The following is a 22,888-nucleotide window of genomic DNA, read 5'->3' on the forward strand; positions in this document are numbered from 1 at the left end:
TTTTGATTTTTAATGCAACATAGATGTCACAAATTAAAAAAATTCTTACTGGGAGGTGAAATCAACATATTGAAATTAATTCAAGATAAATTCAAAAATGATTCTAATATCAATATTGGTCTGGTAAATCTAGATATCTATTTTCTTTATACTCCTATACTACCACAAGTTTCTTCAGGATTGATACATCCTAACTACATCACAATCCCAACATGTAAGATATGCAAACAAGAAGAATATCACTATGCAGTGATATTCTACTCAATCAACAAAAACTGGAGTGATTTTATTTGGATCTAGAAAGAATTGAATCATCGTTTACTGTAACTAATGATCAAAAATGCTCGGCAGCTAAACATGGGATGGTTTCAACTGCATTTCCTGATGCTACAAAAGCTGGAGTTGAAATGTTAAAAAGAGGGGGTAATGCTATTGATGCTGCCTGTGCAGCAGCCATTACACTTGGTGTATGTGAACCTCAATCATCTGGACTAGGATGACAATCACTAGCAATGTTACACATTAATGGAAAAACAATTGCTTTGGATGGCTCAAGTCGTGCACTATCTCTTGCACATGCATCCTTTTTTGAAAAACGTTCTACAAGATTCGTAGGTTACAAAGCTACTACTGTTCCAAGTACTCCAGCTATTATAGGCTATCTCAATAAACACTATGGGAAACTAGATTGGGCAACCATAATTGAACCTGCAATTAGAATTGCAAAAAGGGGTTATAGAATAACGCAATTACAGCATGATATTCAAACTAAAAACCTACAAAAATTTTTCCGCGTAAAATCTAAATCTGGAGCTAGATATTTTCTCAAAAATGGTCTTGTACCATATGATGTAGGAGATTTATTTGTACAAGAAGATTTAGCAGAACTTCTAAAATACATAAGTGAACATGGTTATCAAACCTTCTATCATGGTATGATTGCTAAAAAAATTAATGATGATATGCGAATTAATGAAGGATTTTTACATTCAGATGATCTTGCATTAATTCCTGAACCCATAGAAAGAAAACCAATTAAAAGATCATACCGTGGAATTCAAATTGTCACTATGCCTCCACCTACTGCGGGCAGAACCCTACTTTTGGTTTTAATGATGCTAAATAATGTTTCATCAGAATTTATTCGAAGTAAAGATCCAAGATCGTATCATTTTGTTGCTGAGACTTTTAGAAAAGCACTAGCTCATAGATCCCAAAGACCCTATGATCCAAACACATATCATCAAACCCGAGATACAACACATCTTAGTACAAAATTTGCAAAAACACTTGCGGGCTCCATTAGAAATATTGTTGATCCTAAACTTCCTCTACAAGAATATTCTGAAGATCCTGATGAAACAACACATCTTTCAGTTATGGATGATGAAGGAAATGCCATTGGAATTACTCAATCCATAGAACTATCATACGGTTCTAAAGCTGCCGCCGATGGGTTAGGATTTCTGTATAATAATTACATGTAATGTTATGAATTTAACAATCCAAACCATCCATTTTATCTTAGACCCAATGCTTCACCATGGACCTCTGTGTGTCCAACTATAGTTAATTATAAAGATAAACCTTTAATGATACTTGGAAGCCCTGGCAGCTCAAGAATTTTTTCGACTGTTAGTCTGTTTCTTTCAAGAATTATTGATGGACAAAATTCAATTGATCAAGCTATGCTAAAACCTAGAATTCATTGCTCAATGGATGGTATTATTAGTATTGAAGAAGGTTTTGCTGATGACAAAATTGCACCATACTTAGAAAACCTTGGTTATAAAATTGATATTAGAAAACGCTATTCATTTTTTCTTGGAGCAATTCATGCTGTATTGAAATGTCAAACAGGTCAAGGATTTCAGGGGATTGCAGAGATCAGACGAGATGGAAGTGCAGAAGGGATCTAATATCTCTAAAATTAATTAATGCTACTGCTAAAAATTATTTAATGCTATATCAAACATTATCCAAAAAGAGTTAAGGAGTTGAATCCATAAAATAAATTATTAACTCACAAACTACTTTAAATAAAAAATTTAGTAATTAATATGATTAAAGGAAGCCCAAAGAATCTAGTCCCAAAATTTTTTAATAATACTGCCAATTCATATGATCAAATCGTTAATTGGACTACTTTTGGCAAAGATAGTTTTTGGAAACATAAAATTTTAGAGCATATATCAGCTGAAAAAACTGTATTAGATCTTGCTTGTGGTACAGGTATTCTCACAAAACAAATTGCAGAAAAGCTTCCACATGCAGAAATTTTGGGTGTAGATATTACTCAAGGATATCTTGAAAAAGCTAAGGAAAAATTAATTTCACATGAAAAAATTTCTTTTATACATCAGGATGCTGAAAAACTTAAGTTAGAAAAAAAGTTCGCTTGTATTACTGCATCATACTTGCCAAAATATTGCACTCCTGATGTTCTAATTAAAAATTGTCTTGATCATCTTGATGTATGTGGAAAAATAATTTTACATGATTTTACATATCCAAAAATTAGAATAGTGCGTAAAATGTGGGATTTTTATTTCAAACTGCTAAATCTTACCGTCTTTTTTATCCCCAACTGGAAACAAGTTTTTCTTGATTTGCCTCATTTAATAAGAACTTCAAATTGGGTACAGGAATATGAAGAAACTATGAAAAAGTATGGACTAAAAACCTACAAGCAAAATTTGACATGGGGATCTTCAACCATACTTGTTGGAATCAAAATCACTTAGTCTTATTTCTTCTAATATGGTAAACCATGTTACTCCATCATGAATGAGCTCATACTCTCTTGAAGCTATACTTTCATTTGAATGTCTATTCAAAGATAGGATTTTTCTAGTCACATTAATACTATTCATGTTAAGAATAGTTCCAATACCTCGTTTTTTCAATAAAATTTCATCGATAATAAATTTAGGCAATATAGTAGCATCAAATTTCACGATGGCTGTTATGACTGGTAATTCTTGTGCTGTAATTACAACCTTTCTTACAAATTGATTAGGCGTAATCATGTTTTGCTCTACTACTTGTAACTGAATATCACAGTTAAGAATCTCTCCAAGAACAGTAATTACTTGACCTACAGGAGCATCTAATATTTTATTTAACATCATTTCAGAATATGAATTCATACAATCTTTTCTAGATTAAATAAATTAAAGATATCTTAGGATAAAAAAACAAACCGTGCTAAATATTACCACAACACTTGTTATCTTAAGAATTATTTCTTTTTTGTAATATAGTTTGTAATTTACATTTTGATATTTTAATTCTTTATATTTTCTAGATGTGATTATGAAAATGTAACTTACAAGTCCTGCAATTGCAGAAAATATTATAGTTTCAACCGATATTGAATTTGATTGAATCACAGCTCCTGCAAAAACGGGTAAAATACCCCACGATATAACAAATGACACATTGTTGTGAAATTTTTTGTGAAATAATTCTAGATTATATGACAAAAGAAAAAATATTTCGATAATTCCTATTGGAAATAGTAACCAAGAATCTAAAAATACATAGTATAATCCAATAGAAAAAGATATGATTAAAGAAATTATTGAGGCAAGCCAAAGCTTTGATGGTGATATGTCTCCCCATGGTTTTCTCTTGCTACCTAATGCATCAAGACAATGTGCTGATATACCTATTCCAAAAAAATATAGTAAACAAACTGCTACTAACCTATCAACACCAAAATCTACTGAAAGAGAACCCCATATCGTAAACGATATCACCATTCCCGTGTAAGGTAGAAACAAAATTCCTATGGATAATCGAAAATTCCTAGAACCAAATTTTGGTACAAACCATTCAGACAACCTATCTTTTTGCATTGCTTTTTAATGATATTCATACATTAAATGATTTAACGTTCTTCTAACTTTTGAAATTTTTCTATATTATCCAATTGATTTTTAAAGGCCGTGTAGAAACCATACCACAACCAACAAGTTATTCTGTATGATTCTGTGATAATTGTATGCAATTATTCTGTATGTCAGTTCCCTGTTTTGTGTCACTATCTTTCTTGATGTGACACAGTCACCAAACATTCTCTTAATTACTGAGAATATTGTTTCACACTTGTTTCTCTGATGGTATGTTGTTCTATCATATCCATATCTTTTGAGCATCTTTCTATGATGTCCTTTAGTCTTGTACACTGGAACACCTGCATATATTGGTGGAATGATGCTGACAATTCCCAGTTTCTCTGCTGCAACATGGTTCTTTTCAGAATCATATCCCTTGTCTGCAAGAACAGTATTGACAGGAATGATTTGATTTGTCTTCTCCAGCAATGATACAAAATCAACACTGTCGTGTCTCTGACGGTGTCGTATCTTTATACAACACACTACCTGGTATTTCATGTCTGCTGCAATTGACATCTTGACAAACTTTCTTCTCAATCTGGCACGTTTGGTGTAATAGTATGATGACTGGTTATAACCAAATCCTGTTGCGTCAATTCCGACTAGTATCAGTCTGACCTTGATGTATAGTACAAATTCTGAGAGTATTTTGTGCAGTATTGTAGATTCTAGTCTTTCTGATGCTTTCTGCAGTGTTGTGTAGTGAGGTAATCTAGACAGTCCAAGGTATCGTTGTATACCAGTACATTCATGTAGAAAATCTAGGAACCTACAGTAACTCTTGTTCTCATATTGACGCAGAACAAGCAAGACTAGGTGCTGCCATACCGTGTACATGTGGTTGGAATATTTGTGTAGGTATGGTTGTATTCTGGCCTTTCTAATTATATCAAGCAGAATACGAATCATTCTGGAATGTTTCATGAGATGAGAAATGAATCATGTCAAATGGATCTAGATGATGTCATCTGATCTACAATACAGTCAAAATTTGATGGTTTCTACAAGGCCATTTTTAAATAATCATTATTGTTGTTAGAGAAATTTTAGTTTAATTAAAAAATCTTAAATCTGAAATCTGCATATGTATTATGTGGCTACAAGAGAAGATCTTAAAAACGATATTCTTACAGTGACAGAATTGCAACAGAGATTGATGGAGCAAAGAAAGCCTCTATTAGGTTCTAAAAAAAATGAAGATCAAATGATTGCATTTCGTATAACTACTCAGATTATGAAATATGAGGATTTTATCAGAGATACTGAAAGACAGTTACGAACAATGGATTAACTTAATTTTTTTTACCAATCTCTTAATAATGAAATTAAAATATACGATCTATGAATGTATTGAAAAATCAGGTTGGAAAAAAGGATATGTTTTAGAAATTTTAACATAAAATTTCTTGAGGCAGTAATAACAAATCTACAATGTTTTGTGAGAGTATGCATTCAGAATTAAAAAAAACTGTTGAAACAATATTTGAAACTAATGATAAGATTATTACTGTTGTAGAAGAAATAAAATTAATTAGATTCTCCAGATGGATGAGAAATAAAAGCACATAAAATTCAATATGTTAGGAAAAGAATTTGAAATAGTATTGCATATGGAAGAAAAAGGTTAATGAAGTAATAAAAATTCCTTTAAAGTGTATATAGATAATTTGTTAAAATATTTTTTGAAAATTATTTTTTATTAAAAAAATTTATCTTCCTGTAACTCCATTAAACAAGATAAATTCACAATCATCATAATTACATGTATGCATAGAACCTTTGTGACAAGTATTATGATTTATTGGAAAATAAAAGTATGCAATAGATGAATATGAAAAACTAAAAAGAACTGCTATCATCTTAAAAGATGTGGTATTGGTTTATCTTATTACTAAACCCTAAACTGATTGTAATACTTTGATAAAAAATGCACTGACAATAATTGAACATCTAATTCTATTTAGAACTGTGTTGTTTGCATTATGCTTTTGTTGGATCACGGCTTAATATATTCAACACATTTTGTACAATTTGTTTTTGACCCCCTTCATGAAAATCCATTCTTGTAGTGTCTGAACCCATGCTTACAAAGATTAGATTGTTGTCCCCTAATGGGAAAGTGATTCGAGTAATTTTCTCAAATGCTGCCACTGCATACAACCCTCTTCCTATTTTTGGACTAAGTGCTTTTCTTCCTTTCCACGCAGTTGCAGCTCTTTTTAGAGAATCTGTAGTCTCTTCAGGAGATAGATAATTTGTTATTCCATCACGATGACTTGTAGTGAGTATATTTCCTTCAATATCTGTGATTACACTGTGTCTAATGTTAACATCTGAATCCATTATTCTTTTTAAAAGATTCTCAAAATCCATCCATCATATTATGTGGAAATACTACTTAAGGATTAAGGAAAGATATGTGTCTTCTTGGAATTGAGCAAGTAGCATTATTTTTAAAATTGAATAATGTTTCGGTTAATTAGCCATTGTAATATAATAGAGTATTCATCATCATTAATTTTATTATCGATCCACGCTTTAGCATTGATCTTAATCCATACTGGAATTTCAGATTCAGAATTATTTGGGTTTTTTGCAAAAGGAATATCGACTAGTTGTTCTTTGATTAGGAAACTCATTGTTTTTGCATATGTTTTATCATCTATCGAGTTTTCAATCCAGAATTTAGTTGGCTGTTTTACCCATGAAGGTATTTGGACTATATTATATCCAACAGTTACAACAAAAGATGACCTACTTTTATTGCCCGTAGAATCTTCTGTTTCACATCTAACAGTTGTCTTCCCTAGTTTGAAAATACTACCTGAGATTTTATCACATTGAACGTGAACTTTTCCATTGGTATTATCTATTGCATTCACTTTGAACTCGACTTGAACAGGTTCTTTGGATACGATGTAGATATTTTTGGGAGTAAAAAGTTTTGGAGGCTCATAATCCATAATTATAGATAGATTTTTTTGGTCATCACCTGATGCAGTTACAGAAAATAGTGCTATCAATAAAACTCCAGCTAAAAACAATCCAAGTTTTGTATTTTCCAAGCCTGATTTTTCCATTTTCATTAAATCCATTCAAAGGATTAAACATTGCGTCAAAGTCGTCAGTAACAATACCCTGATTTTTTGATATTTTATACATAGAATTATAATTCACATAATGTATGATTATTAGAAAGTTTGTGCGTCATAAAGCCATGCCGTCTGGATTCGAGGGGATCACTATGACATGCTATGCTTATGTCGCACTGTACGTATTATGTGTAATTAAATATTAAAGATACTCATTGAGTTGTGGCATGTCTTTTATGAGTAGATTTCTAGAATATCTTTCTAATTTTCAGTGGTTTTAAATCATTTGTAGCCCACGAAACTGTCGCAGAATCTACATTTTCCGATACAATTTTAGTCCAAAACATGGTGCATAGATTTGACATAAGAGGTTTGGGAAGATGTATTAGGGATTTCTCGGAAATGGATTGGAAAAGTATTGTTTTCTGTGACTGTTTTTCATTGTTACATACTTGATATTTTACCAAATGATATTTTTTCCCAATCGATTTATCGGATATTATTTTAAATGTTGTATTTTTATTTTCACTAATAATTGATTTTGAAGTATTTATGTAAAGTTCAGATGTTTTATCTTTGAATAATTTAATACAGTTATCAACAACCCTATTGTGTTTGTATCTTTCTTTATACGATAACTCACCAAGCTTGATGTAGTTAGAAATATGTGCTTTGCATATTATTTTAGTTATACTTAGTTTATCTCCGTATGTTTCAGAAAAAAGATTTGGTGCTAGTAGTGATGAAATTAATAATATTGCTAAAATCACTCCTTGTTGCTTCAAACCATCATATCCAAAAACCAGCAAAAAAAAATACTATTTAACTAAAGATATTGATATGTGGTATGCTATGATGAATGAATGATTCTAAATATTTATGATAGCCGTAAACATATTATTTTTTACATTCGTTTAATGTTGATACTTTTTGTGTATGGTTTGTTGATACTTGCTTAATGCCCAATACATCCCTATTTCCAGATCTAATCTAGTACTATCTAAAACATGTTTGATTAGTTGTATTTTTTTAGATGTTATTGGTTGAGTTTGTAAAGGAGTTTCTCTTTCTTTTACTGGTAATCCTTTAACCAGATTTTCTGTTGCCTTAGAGTGACTTGCACTTTTGTTTAATAATAATTGCATATCCTTGTAATGTGAAAAAATTATTTGTTAATAGCGTAACGTTTGTGGTATGCCTTTGAAAAGTATTTTAGACACATTCTGTGACAATCATTTCTAACTGCTTAAAAAATATGGTTTGCTTTTGTTGGATAATGATTATAACTTTTGCTTTAAAATACTTCTTCTAATCTGTGACAAACCCGTAATGAGAGATAACTATTACCTTATAACCAAATCAGTTTATCTTGAAAAATAAAAAAACCCTTCTATTTTAGGCATACCCTGCATCCAAAATTATTGAATTTGAGTGAGATATGTTGTATTTGGAGACTAACTCTTATCTGTAGATATGTCAATTTACACTCAATCATACATGTTGTGTTTTTTAGCAGTTCTATCTCGTTATGCCCTGATACTAATACTAATCCTAAGAAAATTTTATCGTGATGGATTGTATATCACTTGTCATATCATCAGAGAATATTATTCTACTACGATCATTACAAAACCATATTGAAATCAGTGTTGCTGTATAGTAAAATAGGCATGCCACAAACCAGAAGATATTATGAAATACTAAATTTCAGTATTGTTGTTGAGTAATTTGGAAGAACATAGTTCTGTTATCATTCACTCCTTGAAGGAATTACTCTCTCCTACCTACACATGCGATTCCAAAATAGACTTTGTTAATTCTATTGATGGAAATGAACTTTCAAAGCATGTTTTTTTTGCTTGTGTAAGCTGTAATGGGGCATTAATACCAATTTCAACTTGCATAGTTTGTAAAAAGGTGTTTTTGAGAGGTTGTACAGAATGTGATGAAACAATGGAATCTAAATGTCATGATTCTTGTATAATTTTGATCTCTCTTAGAGATAAATTCTCCACAAAATTCAGAGATTAGAATAAATTAAAATATGAATTATTGCAAGTCTATATTCAATTCTAGTTTGATAACAATATTTTCATCTAAATGATCGATATTTTATAAGCTGAATATTAATTAAAGAAAATTAACTAGATACATGACATCATTTGTTTTAGAATAAATTATGACAAGGCCGGATGGGTATCAAATCCCTTTATTCTATACATTGCTATGTTTCTGACCTAACTTGGTATTTTTTTCTTTTTGTGGTTTTTTTGTTTTAATTGATCATATGATTTGATAATTTTTAGGTTGGTGGTCTGGTTATTTTTCATTGAACTGTTGATGAATAAATTTTATAAATTGTAATAACAAAAATTTGTCACTTAACTTATTTTTGTTTTTTATATTTTTACTGAACAAATTTAAAGAATAAACTAACTGTGGTTTAAATTCAATTGTAATGATATGTGATTATGAGTGAGTTAATAATAGGATATCATGGTATTAGAAACACTCTGATTTTTGTAGGGATAATAGCTGCCCTTGCTGCATTAGTGCTGTTTTTAAAATGAGTTAAACAAATATTCATTTTCTGTTTTAAAAATTAAGGAAAAATAAATATTTTTTTAGATTTTATTCCGTCTAATTTTTGTTTTAGATTTGTATTATTAATTAATGAAAAGAAAAGAACAAGAAAATAAATCATCAGATAAATCTATTGATGATGAAGATTGGAAACGGTTAGAAAAATGGCGTATAGGTAGGGCAAATTTCCCATAAAAACAAACTATGAAGTATCATAATTATATTCACAAATTTTAGAATTAGAGTTGCAGATAAGATCTGTCTCTGTTTATCACAATAATGATAAATTATTTGCAGGTGGAATGCGTGATGTAGTGAAATCTCCTTTTGCATCCTGATGAGCAAACAAAATCCATTCACAATACTTTATTGCGTTAAAAAACACGTGAACTATTAATATCAATTTTTAGGCTCCAGCAAATATTCTCTTACTAAATATGAAACTGTCAAAAGAATTACCTTCCTCTAAAAAATTATACAATATTTGTAGTTGGAATGTAATCAACAGTTGAACATAACATCGTCATTGAAGAAATTTTTCAATTAATAAAATAATTTTATTTTTTTGATTCATAAAAAAGTTATATCTAAAGTCATTTTTTCTTTACGTGTAATTCTAATCTTCGTATCATGTTTTAAAATTAGATATCTGCCAATATTGATAATTTTGAATTGATAGAATTTACTAATGATGCTAGAATGATGCATAAAAAATTCATTTACTAATGATTAATCAAGTAAACTTTCTTGCCTCTGAAATGAGAAGTGTACTTCAAACTAAATTATGTATGCCGGGGGCGAGTTTCGAACTCGCGACCTCCAGATTATGAGTATTGCCTTAGTTGGAGAACCGTTAGAGTTTACCACTTGAACTGGCACTCTAACCAGGCTGAGCTACCCCGGCATAGTTAATACATAAAAATTTGAGAAATTAAATGATTCTAATTTTATTTCAAATCACTCCAATTCACACTTTCATTTTTGACCCAAAGGAATTTCTTTTGTAATGCAGATGTGTACAATTTTTCCCAATCAGCACCAACTTCATCTGTCCATGCCTTAAAAACACGAGGATCTATGTAATTTCTTAATGATGTTCCAATGTTATAATCCTTAGTTTTTTCTGATAGATCAATTTGTAATTCTAATTTTTCAACTCGTTCCTTGTGCTTTTGCTTTTGCTTTTTGATCTTGTCAGTTAATGTTTTAATTTTTTTTGCTTTGGCCTTATTTTGAGTATCGGTCTTTGCTTGAATTGCTTCAGCCTTTTTCAGAGTTTCTTGGGTTTTTTTCCATGATTCTTCTTTCTCTATTTTTTTAAGAGTATTTCTTTTCTTTTCCAATGCCTGCTCAAATGTTTTTGGAATGGTTCTCTTGTGGTTACACATCATAGCAGCTTCGAGGTTTGCCAATTTTGCATGATATAATTTCTCGCTTGCGGTCTTATTTTTGATCTTGTCATGTTTTACAAGATATTCTTTAACTACTGTAGTTGCAAGATATGTTCTGAATACTTTGGCCGTTAATCCTTTGACAATACTAGAATAATACGCATTGACATGTCTTGAAGTAATACCGTCAAAAATTTCGTCTTTTGGTTTCTTGTTTTCAACTAATTTCTTTAGGTTCTCTTGGAATTGTTTATCATGGCCTTCAGCTATTACTTTTTCTTGCCATCTTACACTGTCTTTGCCTAGAAAATCAAACTCAATTGCATTTGATGTGATTTTGATATGTTCTTTTCTGAGTGTTGTTGCACCTACAGTGTCTGCTTCGTCTGGATCCTTTTCGTCCCCTACTCTCATAGCAGTTCTATAAATCAAATAACATGCCGTTGCAATCCTGCTAATCTTTGGATCACTGCTTTTCATATCTTTTACGATTCCGTCTTTTATTTTGTTAATTTCTTTTGCTAACTTTACTGCTTTTTCATATTTTTCCTTGTCTCTCTCTTGTTTTAATCCAGCAGTGTCTGCAAGCCAAACATACTTTCTCTTTTGTGTAAGGAGATCCATCCAACTGGCTAACCACATTGAATCTTTGTCATGAATGATCTTGCCCCAATTACCTTCTGGAACTTTTGCTTCTTTTCCAAGGTTTAATGTAACATCCTTTGCAGTAATACGTGGTTTCCATTTTCCTCTAAGTGGATGTTCGCCACGTCCAATGAATATTCCTGGAGGTTCGGCCATATAATTTCCAACTTCAACTTTGCATCCATCCATAATTGCAACTCCATATTTTGATTTTAATTTAGCTTGTACTTCTTTTCTTTTTGCAGCTAGATCTTTCTTTTCCTCTTTTGTCATCATTTCCTTAAGATCTTTTTCTTTGTCAATTATTTTGTATGCATTTGAAAAATCAATGTCTTCGTATGAAATTTTTTTAAATTTAGGATCTAACGTTTTTGCAAAATCTCCCGTAAAATTTTTCTGAAAAACCTTGTCTTGTACATATGGAGTGTCTTTCTTTTTTGCCCACTGATACACCATTTCTTCTTGATTTAGATCAAGATCTATACTTACGTCTCTGATCTTTATCTTGATTCCTCGAGCCTCATATGCTGGAGGAAATAAGATTCCATTGTGTTGTAGTGTTTTCCATTTCATTTTTTTCACATTAAAATTGCGGACTTTGACAAAAACTCTATTCTATGTGTATATCAATTTAACGTACAAGTGTAATGTTATCTAGTAAACAGTTCCTTGCTCATGTATTTTTCAAATTCTAGGTCTGTTTTCATCTTTTTTGCCTCCATAAACATAGCTGCATCAGTTCCTATAATATATCGAGGTAAAATTTCATCATCATGAATTACTCTTAAAATTACTTTGGCTACTTCTACTGGAGGCGTTCCCATCTCTACCATCATTTTTAGACCTGCTAGAATGTTATCTGTTAATTCTTTGTATTTAGGATCTGTCTTTGATTCTGGAATTTTCAATGAATTAAAAAAATTTGTCTTAATAACACCTGGTTCAATTAAGGTGGTCTTAATTCCAAACTGACCCAATTCATATCTGAGACATTCACTTAACCCTTCTAATGCAAACTTTGTACTGATATATGCTGAAGATCCTGGTAATCCAAATCTCCCTACAACTGAGCTAATATTTACTATGATCCCTGATTTTTGATTTCTCATAATTGGTGTAATTTCTTGAATAATTCTAACGATACTGAAAAAATTAGTTTCAAATTGTTTTCTAAATTCTTTTATAGGTACATCTTCAACACATCCAAATTGTCCATATCCTGCATTATTCACTAAAACGTCTATTCTTTTTTTATCAGTCACTATGTTTTTTATAGCTGAAATTATTGATTCTTCTTTGTCTACATCTAATTCGATTATGTTGATTTTGATATTTTCTTTTTTTGCTGCATATTCTAATTCCCCTGCTCTTTTAATGTCTCTCATACTTGCAAATGTTTCATACCCCTCTCTTGCAAGAGCCAATGCAGTTTCTAATCCTATCCCTGATGAACTACCTGTAACTAGTGCAACCTTATTCATAATTACTCTGTATTTTTGTTATATTTATCCCATTTTGATTTATCATACTAGAGGTTTATCTCCCTCAGTTGGATCAATTAATTCTGTTTTCTCACCATTATTGATTCTCTCTAGAATTTCTAATGCTGAATACTTGTGTAGATATTCATTGTTGTTTCCACATCTGTATGAAAACGTACATCGAGGACATCCAGCTTCGTTTTGGCATGGACACTCTTTGACAATGTACATACTCCTCTCAAGAGATTTTTCAAACCTCTCATAGAGTGCTTTACTTGCACCACTTCCTCCTATTGCACCATCATATATGAAAATCAAGCCTGATGTACCTAGTGATATGCCTCCCAAGTCTTGAGAGACGCCTCCTGTGATCATATTACTGCCTTCAATTACTACATGTTCTGTTGCATGATATCCACTTGCTTCAGTATAATCTTCATCCTCAGAACTCTCAATTATTTTGATAGGTTTTGGTGCATGAAAAACAATTCCCTTTGTAACAAAATCATATACTAATGGGGTGTCAAGCATCACTTTTTCCCCTTGAGTAATCTCCTGTCCTAACTCAATGTTGACATAACCGTAAACTTTCTTTTGTATGTGTAGTTTGCAAAAAGCAAGTTCAATACCTCTTGCATTTCGTTTTTCAAAAACAGTTTTAATTGTTGGCCATTCTTCTGTTAAAGATTTTGTGTAATATGGATAATCTCTAGGAATTCTTTCTAATTTAGCATAGTTTTTCTTTGGATAATCAAACTCTTTAACTCTATATCGGACACCTGCCAAAAAATAGATTGCATCTTTGTGTAATTCCTCTAATGCAATTGGTAGTATTCTGTCTCCTACCTTTGCATTTGATAAGAAAATATCAATTGACTTACCAATACCTCTTATGCTGTATTCATTTAAGATCGAATTAATTTTATTCATATTTGGAATTATTCGATTGTTGAAAACAATAAGATTTTCTTTGATGATATGATGTTCTATTACTTCTTGATGTTCCTTTAACTCATGTTTGGAAATTGGTTTATCACATGCCATAGATAACACCTGAAATTCTTCTACAAATGGGTTTTTTGGATCAATGTATGTTTTTTCTATATCCTCAAAATAATCGTCAGGATGATTTTTGTAATATTGAGAAATAGGATCATTTCCTAATGTCAAAAACGCATATCCTCTTTGTCCTTTTCTTGCTGCTCTACCTATTCTTTGAATCAGTCTATTAACTGGAATTGTAGATGAAATAACACAATCCAGATTTCCTACATCTATGCCTAATTCTAGTGTGGGGGTGCATGAAATTGCTAATAACTTGTCATCTTTGAACTGTTTTTCTACAAAAGTTCTGTAGTTTGCCATTAATCCTGCTCTGTGAACCTTAATGTTGATTTTTTGCTTTTTTGCTTGAATTGCTAATAATTCAGAGTTAAGATGTGAGTTGTTAAAAATCATTGTTTTATGGTTTTTCTCAGTCATTTTCTTTGTTAGTTCTACCATCAACTTTCTCTGAGTTCTAAGTGATGGAAATAGCATTACAAAGTCTGTCTGACCTTTTTTTCCTGAACCCTGAATTTTTTGCATCCTTTCACTAAATAATTCCTGACAGAATTCTTTTGCATTCTCTAAAGTTGCTGATGCTGCAATAAACTGTAATCTGTTTTTACATATCCTCTTTAATCTTTTAATGATATAGTGTACATTTGATCCAAAAATACCTGAATATACATGAGCTTCATCTACTATGACCATTCTTATAGATGATAATAGTGATGAGAATTTCGTTTGATGCCACATGTGATAATGCAATATATCAAAATTTGTTATTATGATGTGAGGGGGTTTTTCAATTACCTCACTTCGCTCTCCTTGTTTTGTGTCCCCGTCGAAGACTCTAACACTAATTCCACTTTTTACAGCAAACTTTTGTATTTTTGGATATTGATCTCGTGATAATGCCTTTGTGGGATATATAAAAATTGCAAACACATTTCCTTCGCTTGCTTCTTTTTTTATTCTTTGAATCACTGGAATCAAAAATGCTTCTGTTTTTCCAGATGCGGTAGGGGCTTCAATGACAACATTTTCACCAAACATGATCTCTTGAATTGATTCTTCTTGAAATTTGTAAAACTGTCCAATCTCTAATTCCTCAAGATGTTCAGAAATTGATTCATCTAACCCCAAATCTTTAACTTTACAGCCCATTTTAGGGTCAGGATTCTTTAAAATCTTGTATTGTGCAATATAGTCTTTCTTTGAAAATAGAATCTCTTTAGTAATTTTGTCTGGGTTGTTATTTCCAATCATTTCTATGATTTCGTTTTCTCTTCTGATTACCCCTTCGTCTTTTAGACCGTCTGATAGTCCTTTTTCATTAATTAGTCCTTGATCATATCTTGAGAGAAATTCAAGGAACACTTCATCAACATTTTTTGAAAATTCTAAAATATCTTCAATTCCACATTTACTGCAAGAGACATGCATTTTTTTATTGAATGTTCTTTGAATATCTATTCTTGATTTGCATTTAGGGCATGAGAGTTTCAAGATTACTTGATGAGAGATACTTGGTGATTTATTGTTTAATCTTAACTGTTAATCCATGACATTATTAAGCTAGGAAATAGTCTTGAATTAAAAATGAAAAAAATCAAAATCAACAACATTTACAATCAAAACTGTATTGAAGGAATGAGTCAGATTCCTAAAAATATAATTGATCTAGTTATTACTGATCCACCATTTGCCATTAATTTCAAGGCAAAAAAAGCAAATTATAATAGAACTGCATCAAGGGTAATGCCAGGATATAATGAAATCAAATCAGAGGACTATTATGATTTCACATTTGCCTGGATGAGCGAATCTTTCAGAATTCTAAAAGATTCTGGAAGTATGTATGTTTTCTCTGGGTGGAATAATCTTAAAGATATCTTGCAAGCACTTGATGATGTTGGATTTGTAACTGTTAATCACATTATTTGGAAATACCAGTTTGGAGTGGTTACTAAAAGAAAATTTGTTACTTCTCACTATCACTGTATTTATGTTTGTAAAGATGATAAGAAACGAAAATTCTTTCCATTTTCTAGGTTCAAAAAAGATGAAAAAACTAAAGATGGTAGAAGTCTCCATTACCGAGACAAGGAAGATGTCTGGGATATCAAAAGAGAATATTGGACGGGGGATGAAAAAACACCAACCAAACTTCCATCTGAATTAATTGAAAAATTATTGAAATATTCAAGTGAAAAAAAAGATCTTGTACTAGATCCATTCATAGGTTCTGGGCAAGTTGCAGTAGTGAGTAAATCTTTTGATAGAAAATTTCTGGGGTTTGAAATTGTTCCTGATTATTACAAATTTGCTAAAAAACGACTTGACACAGACACTTATCGAATAAAAAAATCAAAATAGCCTATTTTTTTTCTGATTCCTCTGCTTTCTTCTGACCTATTTTTTTTGATATGCTCTCTCTTAACTCATCATCAGTTCTGTCTTCTGTTTTAACCCCTATTGATTTTGCTATCATTTCTAACTTTTCTCTCTCTGTTTCGACTGGTCCTGAAATTTTAGATGACTCATCTGTAATTTCTTTCATATGGTTTTGGATCTCATTCTTTGCTTTGTTGTATTCATTAACTGCTTGACCAATTTTCTTTGCTGCACCTGGAAGCTTTCCTGTACCTAGAATCAAAACTAATGCCACAAAAATAATGATCATCCATTCACTTCCGCCAATATTGAGTGAATAATCAAGCATGATCCCGTCTATCTTAATTTAAAATTAAACCTAATGTCTGTGATTGTGCCTAAATTCAAGTATGCCATCAAAAATCAAACATGAGAAGTACTTGTTGCTTTAAATAAATTTAAAACTATTAATTTTTATGAAAAAAATTGAAGCGATAGTTCAATCCAAAACTAAGGATGCAGTAGTTACTGCAATCAAAAAAATAGGTGTTGGTGGTGTAACCATTCATAAAGTTCAAGGTCAAGGTGCACAAGATCCACCTCTAGTAGGAGAATATTTTAGCAGAGACATGATCATTTGTGTAGTTGATGATCCCAAAGTAGATGAAATTATAGATGCGATTGCAAATGTTGCTTGCACTGGAACTAAAGGTGATGGCAAAATCTTTGTTACAAATGTTGTTGATGCACTTGATATATGCACCAAAAAACGTGGAACAATGAATATCTAGTTCAAGATTCTTTGTGGCTCTAGTTTCTTTCTAGAAATTATTGCAAATATAGCTACTCCAATTCCTATTGTACAAAATAACAAATACAATACTTCATTTCCAAATAACTGTGTGATGGGGCCACCTATAGTTGGTCCTATGACCCAACCCATTCCAAAAACTGTTTCATATGCACCGATAATTTTTCCAGAAATCTCCTTTCTGGTTTTAGTTAAAATAATTTCTAGAGTTAATGGAAAGAATATACTAAATCCAAACCCCATTAGAACCAAGGCTATCCCAAAAACAATGATTGAATCTGCAATAATGGAGATGGCTAATCCTACTGATATTGCAACAGTTGCAGCAATCAAAGTATGACTAGTTTTTCTAGCCAGTTTACCTGTTAATGCTAGTGATATTACTCGTGATACTCCAAAAGCAAAGTACAAAAGCAAAATATCTGTAGCATTCATTCCATTGTCATTTAGGAATGCCGGATAAATTGTCAGAATTATTCCAAAAGATGATGTACAAAATACAAGTAATATTATGACTTCTGGAAATCTTTTCATCTCTTTAATTGATGAAAATGAAAATCGTTCATGATGGTTTTTGACGCTTTTTCTCGAAGCTAAAAGTGATGTAATTATTGCAGCAGCCAGAACAAATGCAGCGATCTGAAATAAAATCCTGTAAGTAATGTCAAGTCCTTCTAGAAAAACTGTTCCTAGTAATGGCCCTACCATGAACCCTATAACAAAAAACATTGTAAACCAAGAGATATTTTTGACCCTATTTTTTTCAGAACTCTCATTAGATATTATGGATTCACATGGAGGCCAGAAAAATGCATGAGCCACTCCTGTCATAATTCTGAATCCCATAATTTCTGGTACTGATTGTGCAATTGATATAAGATAGATTGATGCAGAATTCAGAGCTGCTCCTAATGAAAGCAGATATCCGTTATTAACTCTGTCCAGAAGAATTCCTACAAATAATGGAATGAACATGTAAGGAATGAAGTTAGATAATCCAATTAATCCAAGATCAGAGTATGTTGCACCAATAACATTCTTTGCAAATACTGGTAGAATTGGCCCATGCAGCCCATATGAAATACCTATGATTAAACCTGTGATGTTTACTAATATCAGAACTTTGTTCATTTGTATGCTGCAACTATTATTGCCCCACCCATAAGATCTTTCTCGAACTCGACTCTTGAGAATTTTTCTAGCAGTAATTCTTCAAGTTTTTTGTTTTGAGGCCATCTTTTGTATGTTCCATACAATGTTCCAAACTTTAATCCCAATCTTCCCCCTGCTGCAAATGCAAGGATTGGCAGAATGCATCTAAGATAAAATGAAACTCCTGCTCTAAAAAATTTCTCATCTGGTTTTCCTAAATCTACAATTACAAATCTTCCTTCTTTTTTCAAAACTCTGTGGATCTCAGAAATTGCTATTCTCAAATTTATTGCATCCCTTAAAGAATATCCACACAAAACTGCATCAAATTCCTTTTCTCTAAATGGAATATGTTCAAAAACCCCATTTATCATATCTGGAATTTTCTCAAAATGTGTGGCTGTATTTTTTAACATCGGTACAAGTGGATCATAAAGTGTAATTGAAATCTTATCTTCTGTTAATCTTAATGCTGTTTTTGACATATTACCAAAACCAGAACCTGCGTCTAGAATTTTGTTTCCAGGAACAACTCTTTGTGAAATTCCGCGAATTCTATGTTCCTTATCTTTGCCAAGTGAAATAATTGAATTTACTTTATCGTAGATTGGGATGATTTCTCGAAGTACATCCATTACTTCACCCCAATAACTACCTAAACCCATAATTTATCGACTCTGTATAGATTGATTATGTTTCAAATCTAAAACTTCTATTGTGCAAACTTTGATGCGTTTTGAGAATATTTTTGTAAATCAGACTCTAAAACTTTTTCAAAAACTTTTTCTTTAGATGTAATTTTTGCCATCTTTATGTGATTGATTCCTTCTTTTACTTCTGCTTTGAGGTTAATTGCTGCTATTGCCAACGATGCAGCATCATCTAAACTCATATTGACATTGTAATGTTTTTCCAAAAATTCATTGACCTCATCAGAGCCTGCACCGATTGCAACTGCTGCAAATTGTACATAAGTTCCACTAGGATCAGTCACATAGATTGATTCTCCCTTTTGATCAATCCCTGCAATAATCATGGAGACTCCATTTGGACGCACTCCTCCATATTGTGTGAATTGGTGTGCTTGGTCTGCCAAGTACTTTGCAACTGCTGCAACTTCTACAGATTCATCATAAGTCATTCTGTTACCTTGTGAAAAGAATCTTGCATTATCCACTTGAACACGTGCATCTGGAATGTATCCTGCAGCTGCAACTCCTATATGATAATCAACTTGGAAAATTTTTTGTGTGATATTGGCGGTTTGTAGTATTCTGGGCTTCTCTTCTACTGCCATGATTACTCCCTCCTTACTTAAAACCCCAATAGCCAAAGCACCTCTCTTTACGGTCTCTATTGCATACTCTACTTGGTAGATTCTACCATCTGGAGAATACATAGTAGGCGTCATATCATAACCACGTGATGCCATCATATCAAAACGAGTTCATTCTAAGTCAATTTAAGGGTAATTATCTCTCCTGAATGTGGAAAAGATCTGGAAATAGGGTTTTAAGCAAAATTTGTACTATTATTTTTAAGAAATATGGTTAATCAACTATTAGAATTCAAAGAAATTATCCGATCAAGAAAAGTCTCAGAGTACAGAAAACCTGATAAACAGACTAGAAAATTATTGCTTTATTTGTTTACAAGTACGCGTGGTGGCTTTACACGTTTACGCATTATTATCAATTTGTTTGAAAAACCATACAACACGCATCAACTAGCTACTGTACTTGATCTTGATTATAAGGCAATTCAACATCATATGAAAGTTCTAGAAAAAAACAACATGGTCTCAAAAATTGGTGAAAAATATGGTGCTCTTTTCTATCTATCTAATTTTCTTGAACTTAACATCTCTACTTTGGATGAGGCAATAGATAAACTTGATAAAAAAATTAATCACGAAAAAATCTATTTGTGATTCTCATTTCCAACGATCTAATATGTTCAATTAAAGTTAATATAATATGTACCGTTTGAAAACATATCTTGATCAAAAACGATCCTTTTGCAAATGCTACTAAGCAAGTTAATGATGCGTGTGATATAATTGGCATCAAAGACAAAGGAATTCGTGAATATTTGGCAATGCCAAATAAAGTTTTGAGAGTAAAGATTCCAGTAAAAATGGATGATGGTAAAATTAGAATTTTCACAGGATTTAGAAGTCAACATAACAATGACCGAGGACCATACAAAGGTGGTATTCGTTACTTTAATCCTGAAGGCGGGGTTGAATACATGGAACGCGAAGTCATGGCACTTTCTTCATGGATGACTTGGAAATGTGCAATTGTTGACATCCCTCTTGGTGGCGGTAAGGGTGGAATCTATGTCAATCCGAAAACTGAAAAACTCAGTGAAACTGAACTAGAGAAACTCACTAGAGGATTTGCATTTAAAATTTCTGAAATTATTGGTCCAGGAAAAGATATTCCAGCACCTGATGTTTACACAACAGGAAAGGAGATGACACAAATCATGGATACTTTTGGGAAATTAAATGGTAACATTTCAACACCAGGTGTAATTACAGGAAAACCAATTTCAATGGGTGGTTCACTTGCAAGAAATGTTGCAACTGGATTGGGAGCAGCATATTGTATACGAGAAGCTGCAAATACACTAAAAATTAATCTTAAAACTGCCAAAGTTATTTTACAAGGATTTGGAAATGCATCTACCTTTGCAGGTATCTATTTGGAAAAGATGGGAGCTAAAATAATTGGTGCAAGTGATTCTAAAGGTTCTATTTTGTTTGAAAAGGGATTTCAAGTTAGTAAACTCATGGAGTATAAAGAAAAAACTGGTTCTGTTGTTGGATTTCCTGGCAGTAAAAAAGTTTCAACTGAAGAATTACTTACTGCTAAATGCGATGTTTTAGTTCCTGGTGCTTTGGAGAATCAAATCACTGCAAATATTGCCAAGAATCTCCAATGTAAAATTCTTGCAGAAGCTGCAAATGGTCCAACGTTACCCGAAGCAGATCCAATAATAGAACAAAAGAAAATTTTAGTAATTCCAGATATTTTGGCAAACTCTGGTGGTGTTTGTATTTCATACCTTGAATGGGTGCAAAATAACATGGGTTACTATTGGACATTTGATGAAGTTGCTAACAAGATGGAGGCAAATATTACTAAAGGATTCAAAGATGCCTATGCTCTCTCAAAGAAACACAAGATTGACATGAGAAAGGCGACTATGGTCTTGGCAGTAGAGCGAGTCCTAGAGGCCTTTAATCAAAAAGGCATCTGGCCATAAGCTTATGCCAGAAAAGATTCATAGCTTACTAGTTGCTCTATAAACATTATTTTTCCTTTTGTTATAACTCGAAGTTTTCTTTTGAAAGAAAGATCCACTTTGGTTCTCCTTTGCAGCAACTGAATTGTTTTTCCAGTTAATATTCTACCTTTTCTATCTCTATCAAAAAGAATAATCAGTCTATGATAACCTGCAGCCGAGTCTACAAAATTCATAATTCTACCAAATCTATAAAATTCTAAAATTTTTCCTTGATATCCCAGTTTTCTTAATGCATTTGAGTCTCTCTTTCCTTCAACTACTACCGCACTTTTATTCATAGAGTTTAATTCAAAAATAAAGTCTTTTAATTCTAATATTTCTTGTTCGGAAACTAACATACGCTTTAATCCCTTTTAAGATATTAAGCACTTTTGTTAATGGAACATAATGTCTGATGTCTTACTTGTTCAAAATACTCAAATAGAAGGTTCTGGATATCTAGGTGATCTTCTTAAAAGCGACGGTTTTGAAATCATTTCAGTCAATGCAAAACATGAGCCATTTCCAGACTCACAATTTTCTTTGGTTATAATTTTAGGTGGACCTGAAAGTGCAAATGATGACTTACATTATCTTCAAGCAGAACAGCATCTAATCAAAAATTATGTCGAAAAAAATATTCCTGTTCTTGGAATCTGTTTAGGTTCTCAGTTAATTGCTAAAACTTTTGGTGGAAAAGTATACCGAGGACCAAAAAAAGAGATTGGGTTTTACAACGATTTGAAAATTGTTAATAATTCTAATTTTTTTTCTGGCTTCAAAAATCCATTCACAGTATTTCATTGGCATGCTGATACATTTGATTTGCCTCAAGGGGCCATCAGATTGGCCTCATCTGATCATTATCCAAATCAAGCATTTCAATACAAAAGCGCAATAGGGTTGCAATTCCATTTGGAAATAAATGAAGCGATGGTAAATCTATGGCTTGACAATACTGAAGAAAAATTGAAAAAAATCCCTGATATAGATCCACAAAAAATCCGTTTTGATATAATTGAAAATATTTCAACTGTGAAATCAAATATGAATAGTTTTTACAATAATTTCAAATCCTCTTTCAACCTTTGACCAAAGTTTAATATAGTTAATTTTA

Annotated in this window: 23 protein-coding genes, 1 tRNA gene and 1 pseudogene; 9 read left to right on the top strand and 16 right to left on the bottom strand. The window is 31.9% G+C overall.

The annotated features are described in order from the left end of the window. The first annotated feature begins 69 nt into the window (after positions 1 to 69). From OEM44_06475 to OEM44_06485, 3 genes and pseudogenes are all read left to right on the top strand, one after another. The gene (locus OEM44_06475; GenBank protein ID MDH3516443.1) at positions 70 to 300 is read left to right on the top strand and encodes a hypothetical protein; all 231 of its coding nucleotides are present in this window, start codon (positions 70 to 72) and stop codon (positions 298 to 300) included. A 107-nt stretch (positions 301 to 407) separates the two neighbouring features. Beyond that, positions 408 to 1,919: pseudogene (locus OEM44_06480) on the top strand (gamma-glutamyltransferase). Positions 1,920 to 2,060: 141 nt separating this feature from the next. Beyond that, complete coding sequence (locus OEM44_06485) at positions 2,061 to 2,744, top strand: class I SAM-dependent methyltransferase (protein MDH3516444.1); 684 nt, start codon at positions 2,061 to 2,063, stop codon at positions 2,742 to 2,744. Here OEM44_06485 and OEM44_06490 read toward each other — a convergent pair. The 3 genes from OEM44_06490 to OEM44_06500 form a co-directional block, all read right to left on the bottom strand. After that, the gene (locus OEM44_06490; protein ID MDH3516445.1) at positions 2,712 to 3,149 is read right to left on the bottom strand and encodes a hypothetical protein; all 438 of its coding nucleotides are present in this window, start codon (positions 3,147 to 3,149) and stop codon (positions 2,712 to 2,714) included. The two genes, OEM44_06485 and OEM44_06490, sit on opposite strands and share 33 nt — an antisense overlap. A 24-nt stretch (positions 3,150 to 3,173) precedes the next feature. Continuing rightward, complete coding sequence (locus OEM44_06495) at positions 3,174 to 3,860, bottom strand: hypothetical protein (protein MDH3516446.1); 687 nt, start codon at positions 3,858 to 3,860, stop codon at positions 3,174 to 3,176. An 81-nt stretch (positions 3,861 to 3,941) separates the two neighbouring features. Next, positions 3,942 to 4,811, bottom strand: a complete 870-nt coding sequence (locus tag OEM44_06500) for an IS5 family transposase (GenBank protein ID MDH3516447.1) — start codon at positions 4,809 to 4,811, stop codon at positions 3,942 to 3,944. Between the two features lie 184 nt (positions 4,812 to 4,995). Between OEM44_06500 and OEM44_06505 the strand changes: the two genes are divergently transcribed. After that, a complete protein-coding gene (locus OEM44_06505) occupies positions 4,996 to 5,193 on the top strand; it encodes a hypothetical protein (protein MDH3516448.1) in 198 nt (65 codons plus the stop codon). Positions 5,194 to 5,882: 689 nt separating this feature from the next. Here the strand turns inward: OEM44_06505 and OEM44_06510 are convergent. From OEM44_06510 to OEM44_06545, 8 genes are all read right to left on the bottom strand, one after another. Next, complete coding sequence (locus OEM44_06510) at positions 5,883 to 6,275, bottom strand: hypothetical protein (protein MDH3516449.1); 393 nt, start codon at positions 6,273 to 6,275, stop codon at positions 5,883 to 5,885. Between the two features lie 80 nt (positions 6,276 to 6,355). Then, the gene (locus OEM44_06515) at positions 6,356 to 6,988 is read right to left on the bottom strand and encodes an HYR domain-containing protein (protein ID MDH3516450.1); all 633 of its coding nucleotides are present in this window, start codon (positions 6,986 to 6,988) and stop codon (positions 6,356 to 6,358) included. Between the two features lie 254 nt (positions 6,989 to 7,242). Continuing rightward, on the bottom strand, positions 7,243 to 7,779 hold the full coding sequence (locus OEM44_06520) for a hypothetical protein (protein MDH3516451.1): 537 nt from the start codon (positions 7,777 to 7,779) through the stop codon (positions 7,243 to 7,245). 129 nt (positions 7,780 to 7,908) lie between these two features. Further along, the gene (locus tag OEM44_06525; protein MDH3516452.1) at positions 7,909 to 8,139 is read right to left on the bottom strand and encodes a hypothetical protein; all 231 of its coding nucleotides are present in this window, start codon (positions 8,137 to 8,139) and stop codon (positions 7,909 to 7,911) included. Between the two features lie 2,227 nt (positions 8,140 to 10,366). Further along, positions 10,367 to 10,481, bottom strand: a tRNA-Met gene (locus tag OEM44_06530). A gap of 43 nt (positions 10,482 to 10,524) precedes the next feature. Further along, complete coding sequence (locus tag OEM44_06535; GenBank protein MDH3516453.1) at positions 10,525 to 12,186, bottom strand: DNA topoisomerase I; 1,662 nt, start codon at positions 12,184 to 12,186, stop codon at positions 10,525 to 10,527. Between the two features lie 77 nt (positions 12,187 to 12,263). Then, complete coding sequence (locus OEM44_06540) at positions 12,264 to 13,094, bottom strand: SDR family oxidoreductase (protein MDH3516454.1); 831 nt, start codon at positions 13,092 to 13,094, stop codon at positions 12,264 to 12,266. Between the two features lie 42 nt (positions 13,095 to 13,136). Then, positions 13,137 to 15,647, bottom strand: coding sequence for a DEAD/DEAH box helicase (locus tag OEM44_06545; GenBank protein MDH3516455.1), 2,511 nt, complete (start codon positions 15,645 to 15,647; stop codon positions 13,137 to 13,139). A 93-nt stretch (positions 15,648 to 15,740) separates the two neighbouring features. On the opposite strand from OEM44_06545, the gene OEM44_06550 reads away from it, so the two are divergent. Then, positions 15,741 to 16,517 carry a site-specific DNA-methyltransferase gene (locus OEM44_06550; GenBank protein MDH3516456.1) on the top strand — a complete coding sequence of 259 codons (777 nt, stop codon included), beginning with the start codon at positions 15,741 to 15,743 and terminating at the stop codon, positions 16,515 to 16,517. Position 16,518: 1 nt separating this feature from the next. Here the strand turns inward: OEM44_06550 and OEM44_06555 are convergent, their stop codons facing one another. Continuing rightward, positions 16,519 to 16,863, bottom strand: coding sequence for a twin-arginine translocase TatA/TatE family subunit (locus OEM44_06555; GenBank protein MDH3516457.1), 345 nt, complete (start codon positions 16,861 to 16,863; stop codon positions 16,519 to 16,521). 127 nt (positions 16,864 to 16,990) lie between these two features. Between OEM44_06555 and OEM44_06560 the strand changes: the two genes are divergently transcribed. Then, entirely contained in the window at positions 16,991 to 17,305 is a 315-nt protein-coding gene (locus OEM44_06560) for a P-II family nitrogen regulator (GenBank protein ID MDH3516458.1), read from the top strand. On the opposite strand, the gene OEM44_06565 is transcribed toward OEM44_06560, so the two are convergent. Genes OEM44_06565 through OEM44_06575 form a run of 3 tightly spaced genes read right to left on the bottom strand, consistent with a single transcriptional unit; the run spans position 17,302 to position 19,912 of the window. Next, positions 17,302 to 18,456: an MFS transporter gene (locus OEM44_06565; protein ID MDH3516459.1), complete on the bottom strand. Its 1,155-nt coding sequence runs from the start codon at positions 18,454 to 18,456 to the stop codon at positions 17,302 to 17,304. The two genes, OEM44_06560 and OEM44_06565, sit on opposite strands and share 4 nt — an antisense overlap. Further along, positions 18,453 to 19,142: a class I SAM-dependent methyltransferase gene (locus OEM44_06570; protein MDH3516460.1), complete on the bottom strand. Its 690-nt coding sequence runs from the start codon at positions 19,140 to 19,142 to the stop codon at positions 18,453 to 18,455. The genes OEM44_06565 and OEM44_06570 overlap by 4 nt, the downstream gene beginning before the upstream one ends. Positions 19,143 to 19,189: 47 nt before the next feature. Further along, a complete protein-coding gene (locus OEM44_06575; protein ID MDH3516461.1) occupies positions 19,190 to 19,912 on the bottom strand; it encodes an archaeal proteasome endopeptidase complex subunit alpha in 723 nt (240 codons plus the stop codon). Positions 19,913 to 20,023: 111 nt separating this feature from the next. On the opposite strand from OEM44_06575, the gene OEM44_06580 reads away from it, so the two are divergent. Both OEM44_06580 and OEM44_06585 read left to right on the top strand, forming a co-directional pair. Continuing rightward, positions 20,024 to 20,407, top strand: a complete 384-nt coding sequence (locus OEM44_06580) for a winged helix-turn-helix domain-containing protein (GenBank protein ID MDH3516462.1) — start codon at positions 20,024 to 20,026, stop codon at positions 20,405 to 20,407. 68 nt (positions 20,408 to 20,475) lie between these two features. Continuing rightward, positions 20,476 to 21,750, top strand: coding sequence for a Glu/Leu/Phe/Val dehydrogenase (locus OEM44_06585; protein ID MDH3516463.1), 1,275 nt, complete (start codon positions 20,476 to 20,478; stop codon positions 21,748 to 21,750). A 2-nt stretch (positions 21,751 to 21,752) separates the two neighbouring features. Here OEM44_06585 and OEM44_06590 read toward each other — a convergent pair whose 3' ends face one another. Next, positions 21,753 to 22,130, bottom strand: a complete 378-nt coding sequence (locus OEM44_06590) for a topoisomerase (GenBank protein ID MDH3516464.1) — start codon at positions 22,128 to 22,130, stop codon at positions 21,753 to 21,755. A 49-nt stretch (positions 22,131 to 22,179) separates the two neighbouring features. On the opposite strand from OEM44_06590, the gene OEM44_06595 reads away from it, so the two are divergent. Then, the gene (locus OEM44_06595; protein MDH3516465.1) at positions 22,180 to 22,863 is read left to right on the top strand and encodes a type 1 glutamine amidotransferase; all 684 of its coding nucleotides are present in this window, start codon (positions 22,180 to 22,182) and stop codon (positions 22,861 to 22,863) included. The last annotated feature ends 25 nt before the right edge of the window (positions 22,864 to 22,888 follow it).

This window comes from Nitrosopumilus sp., from assembly GCA_029862745.1.
In the GTDB taxonomy this organism is placed as follows: Archaea; Thermoproteota; Nitrososphaeria; order Nitrososphaerales; family Nitrosopumilaceae; genus Nitrosopumilus.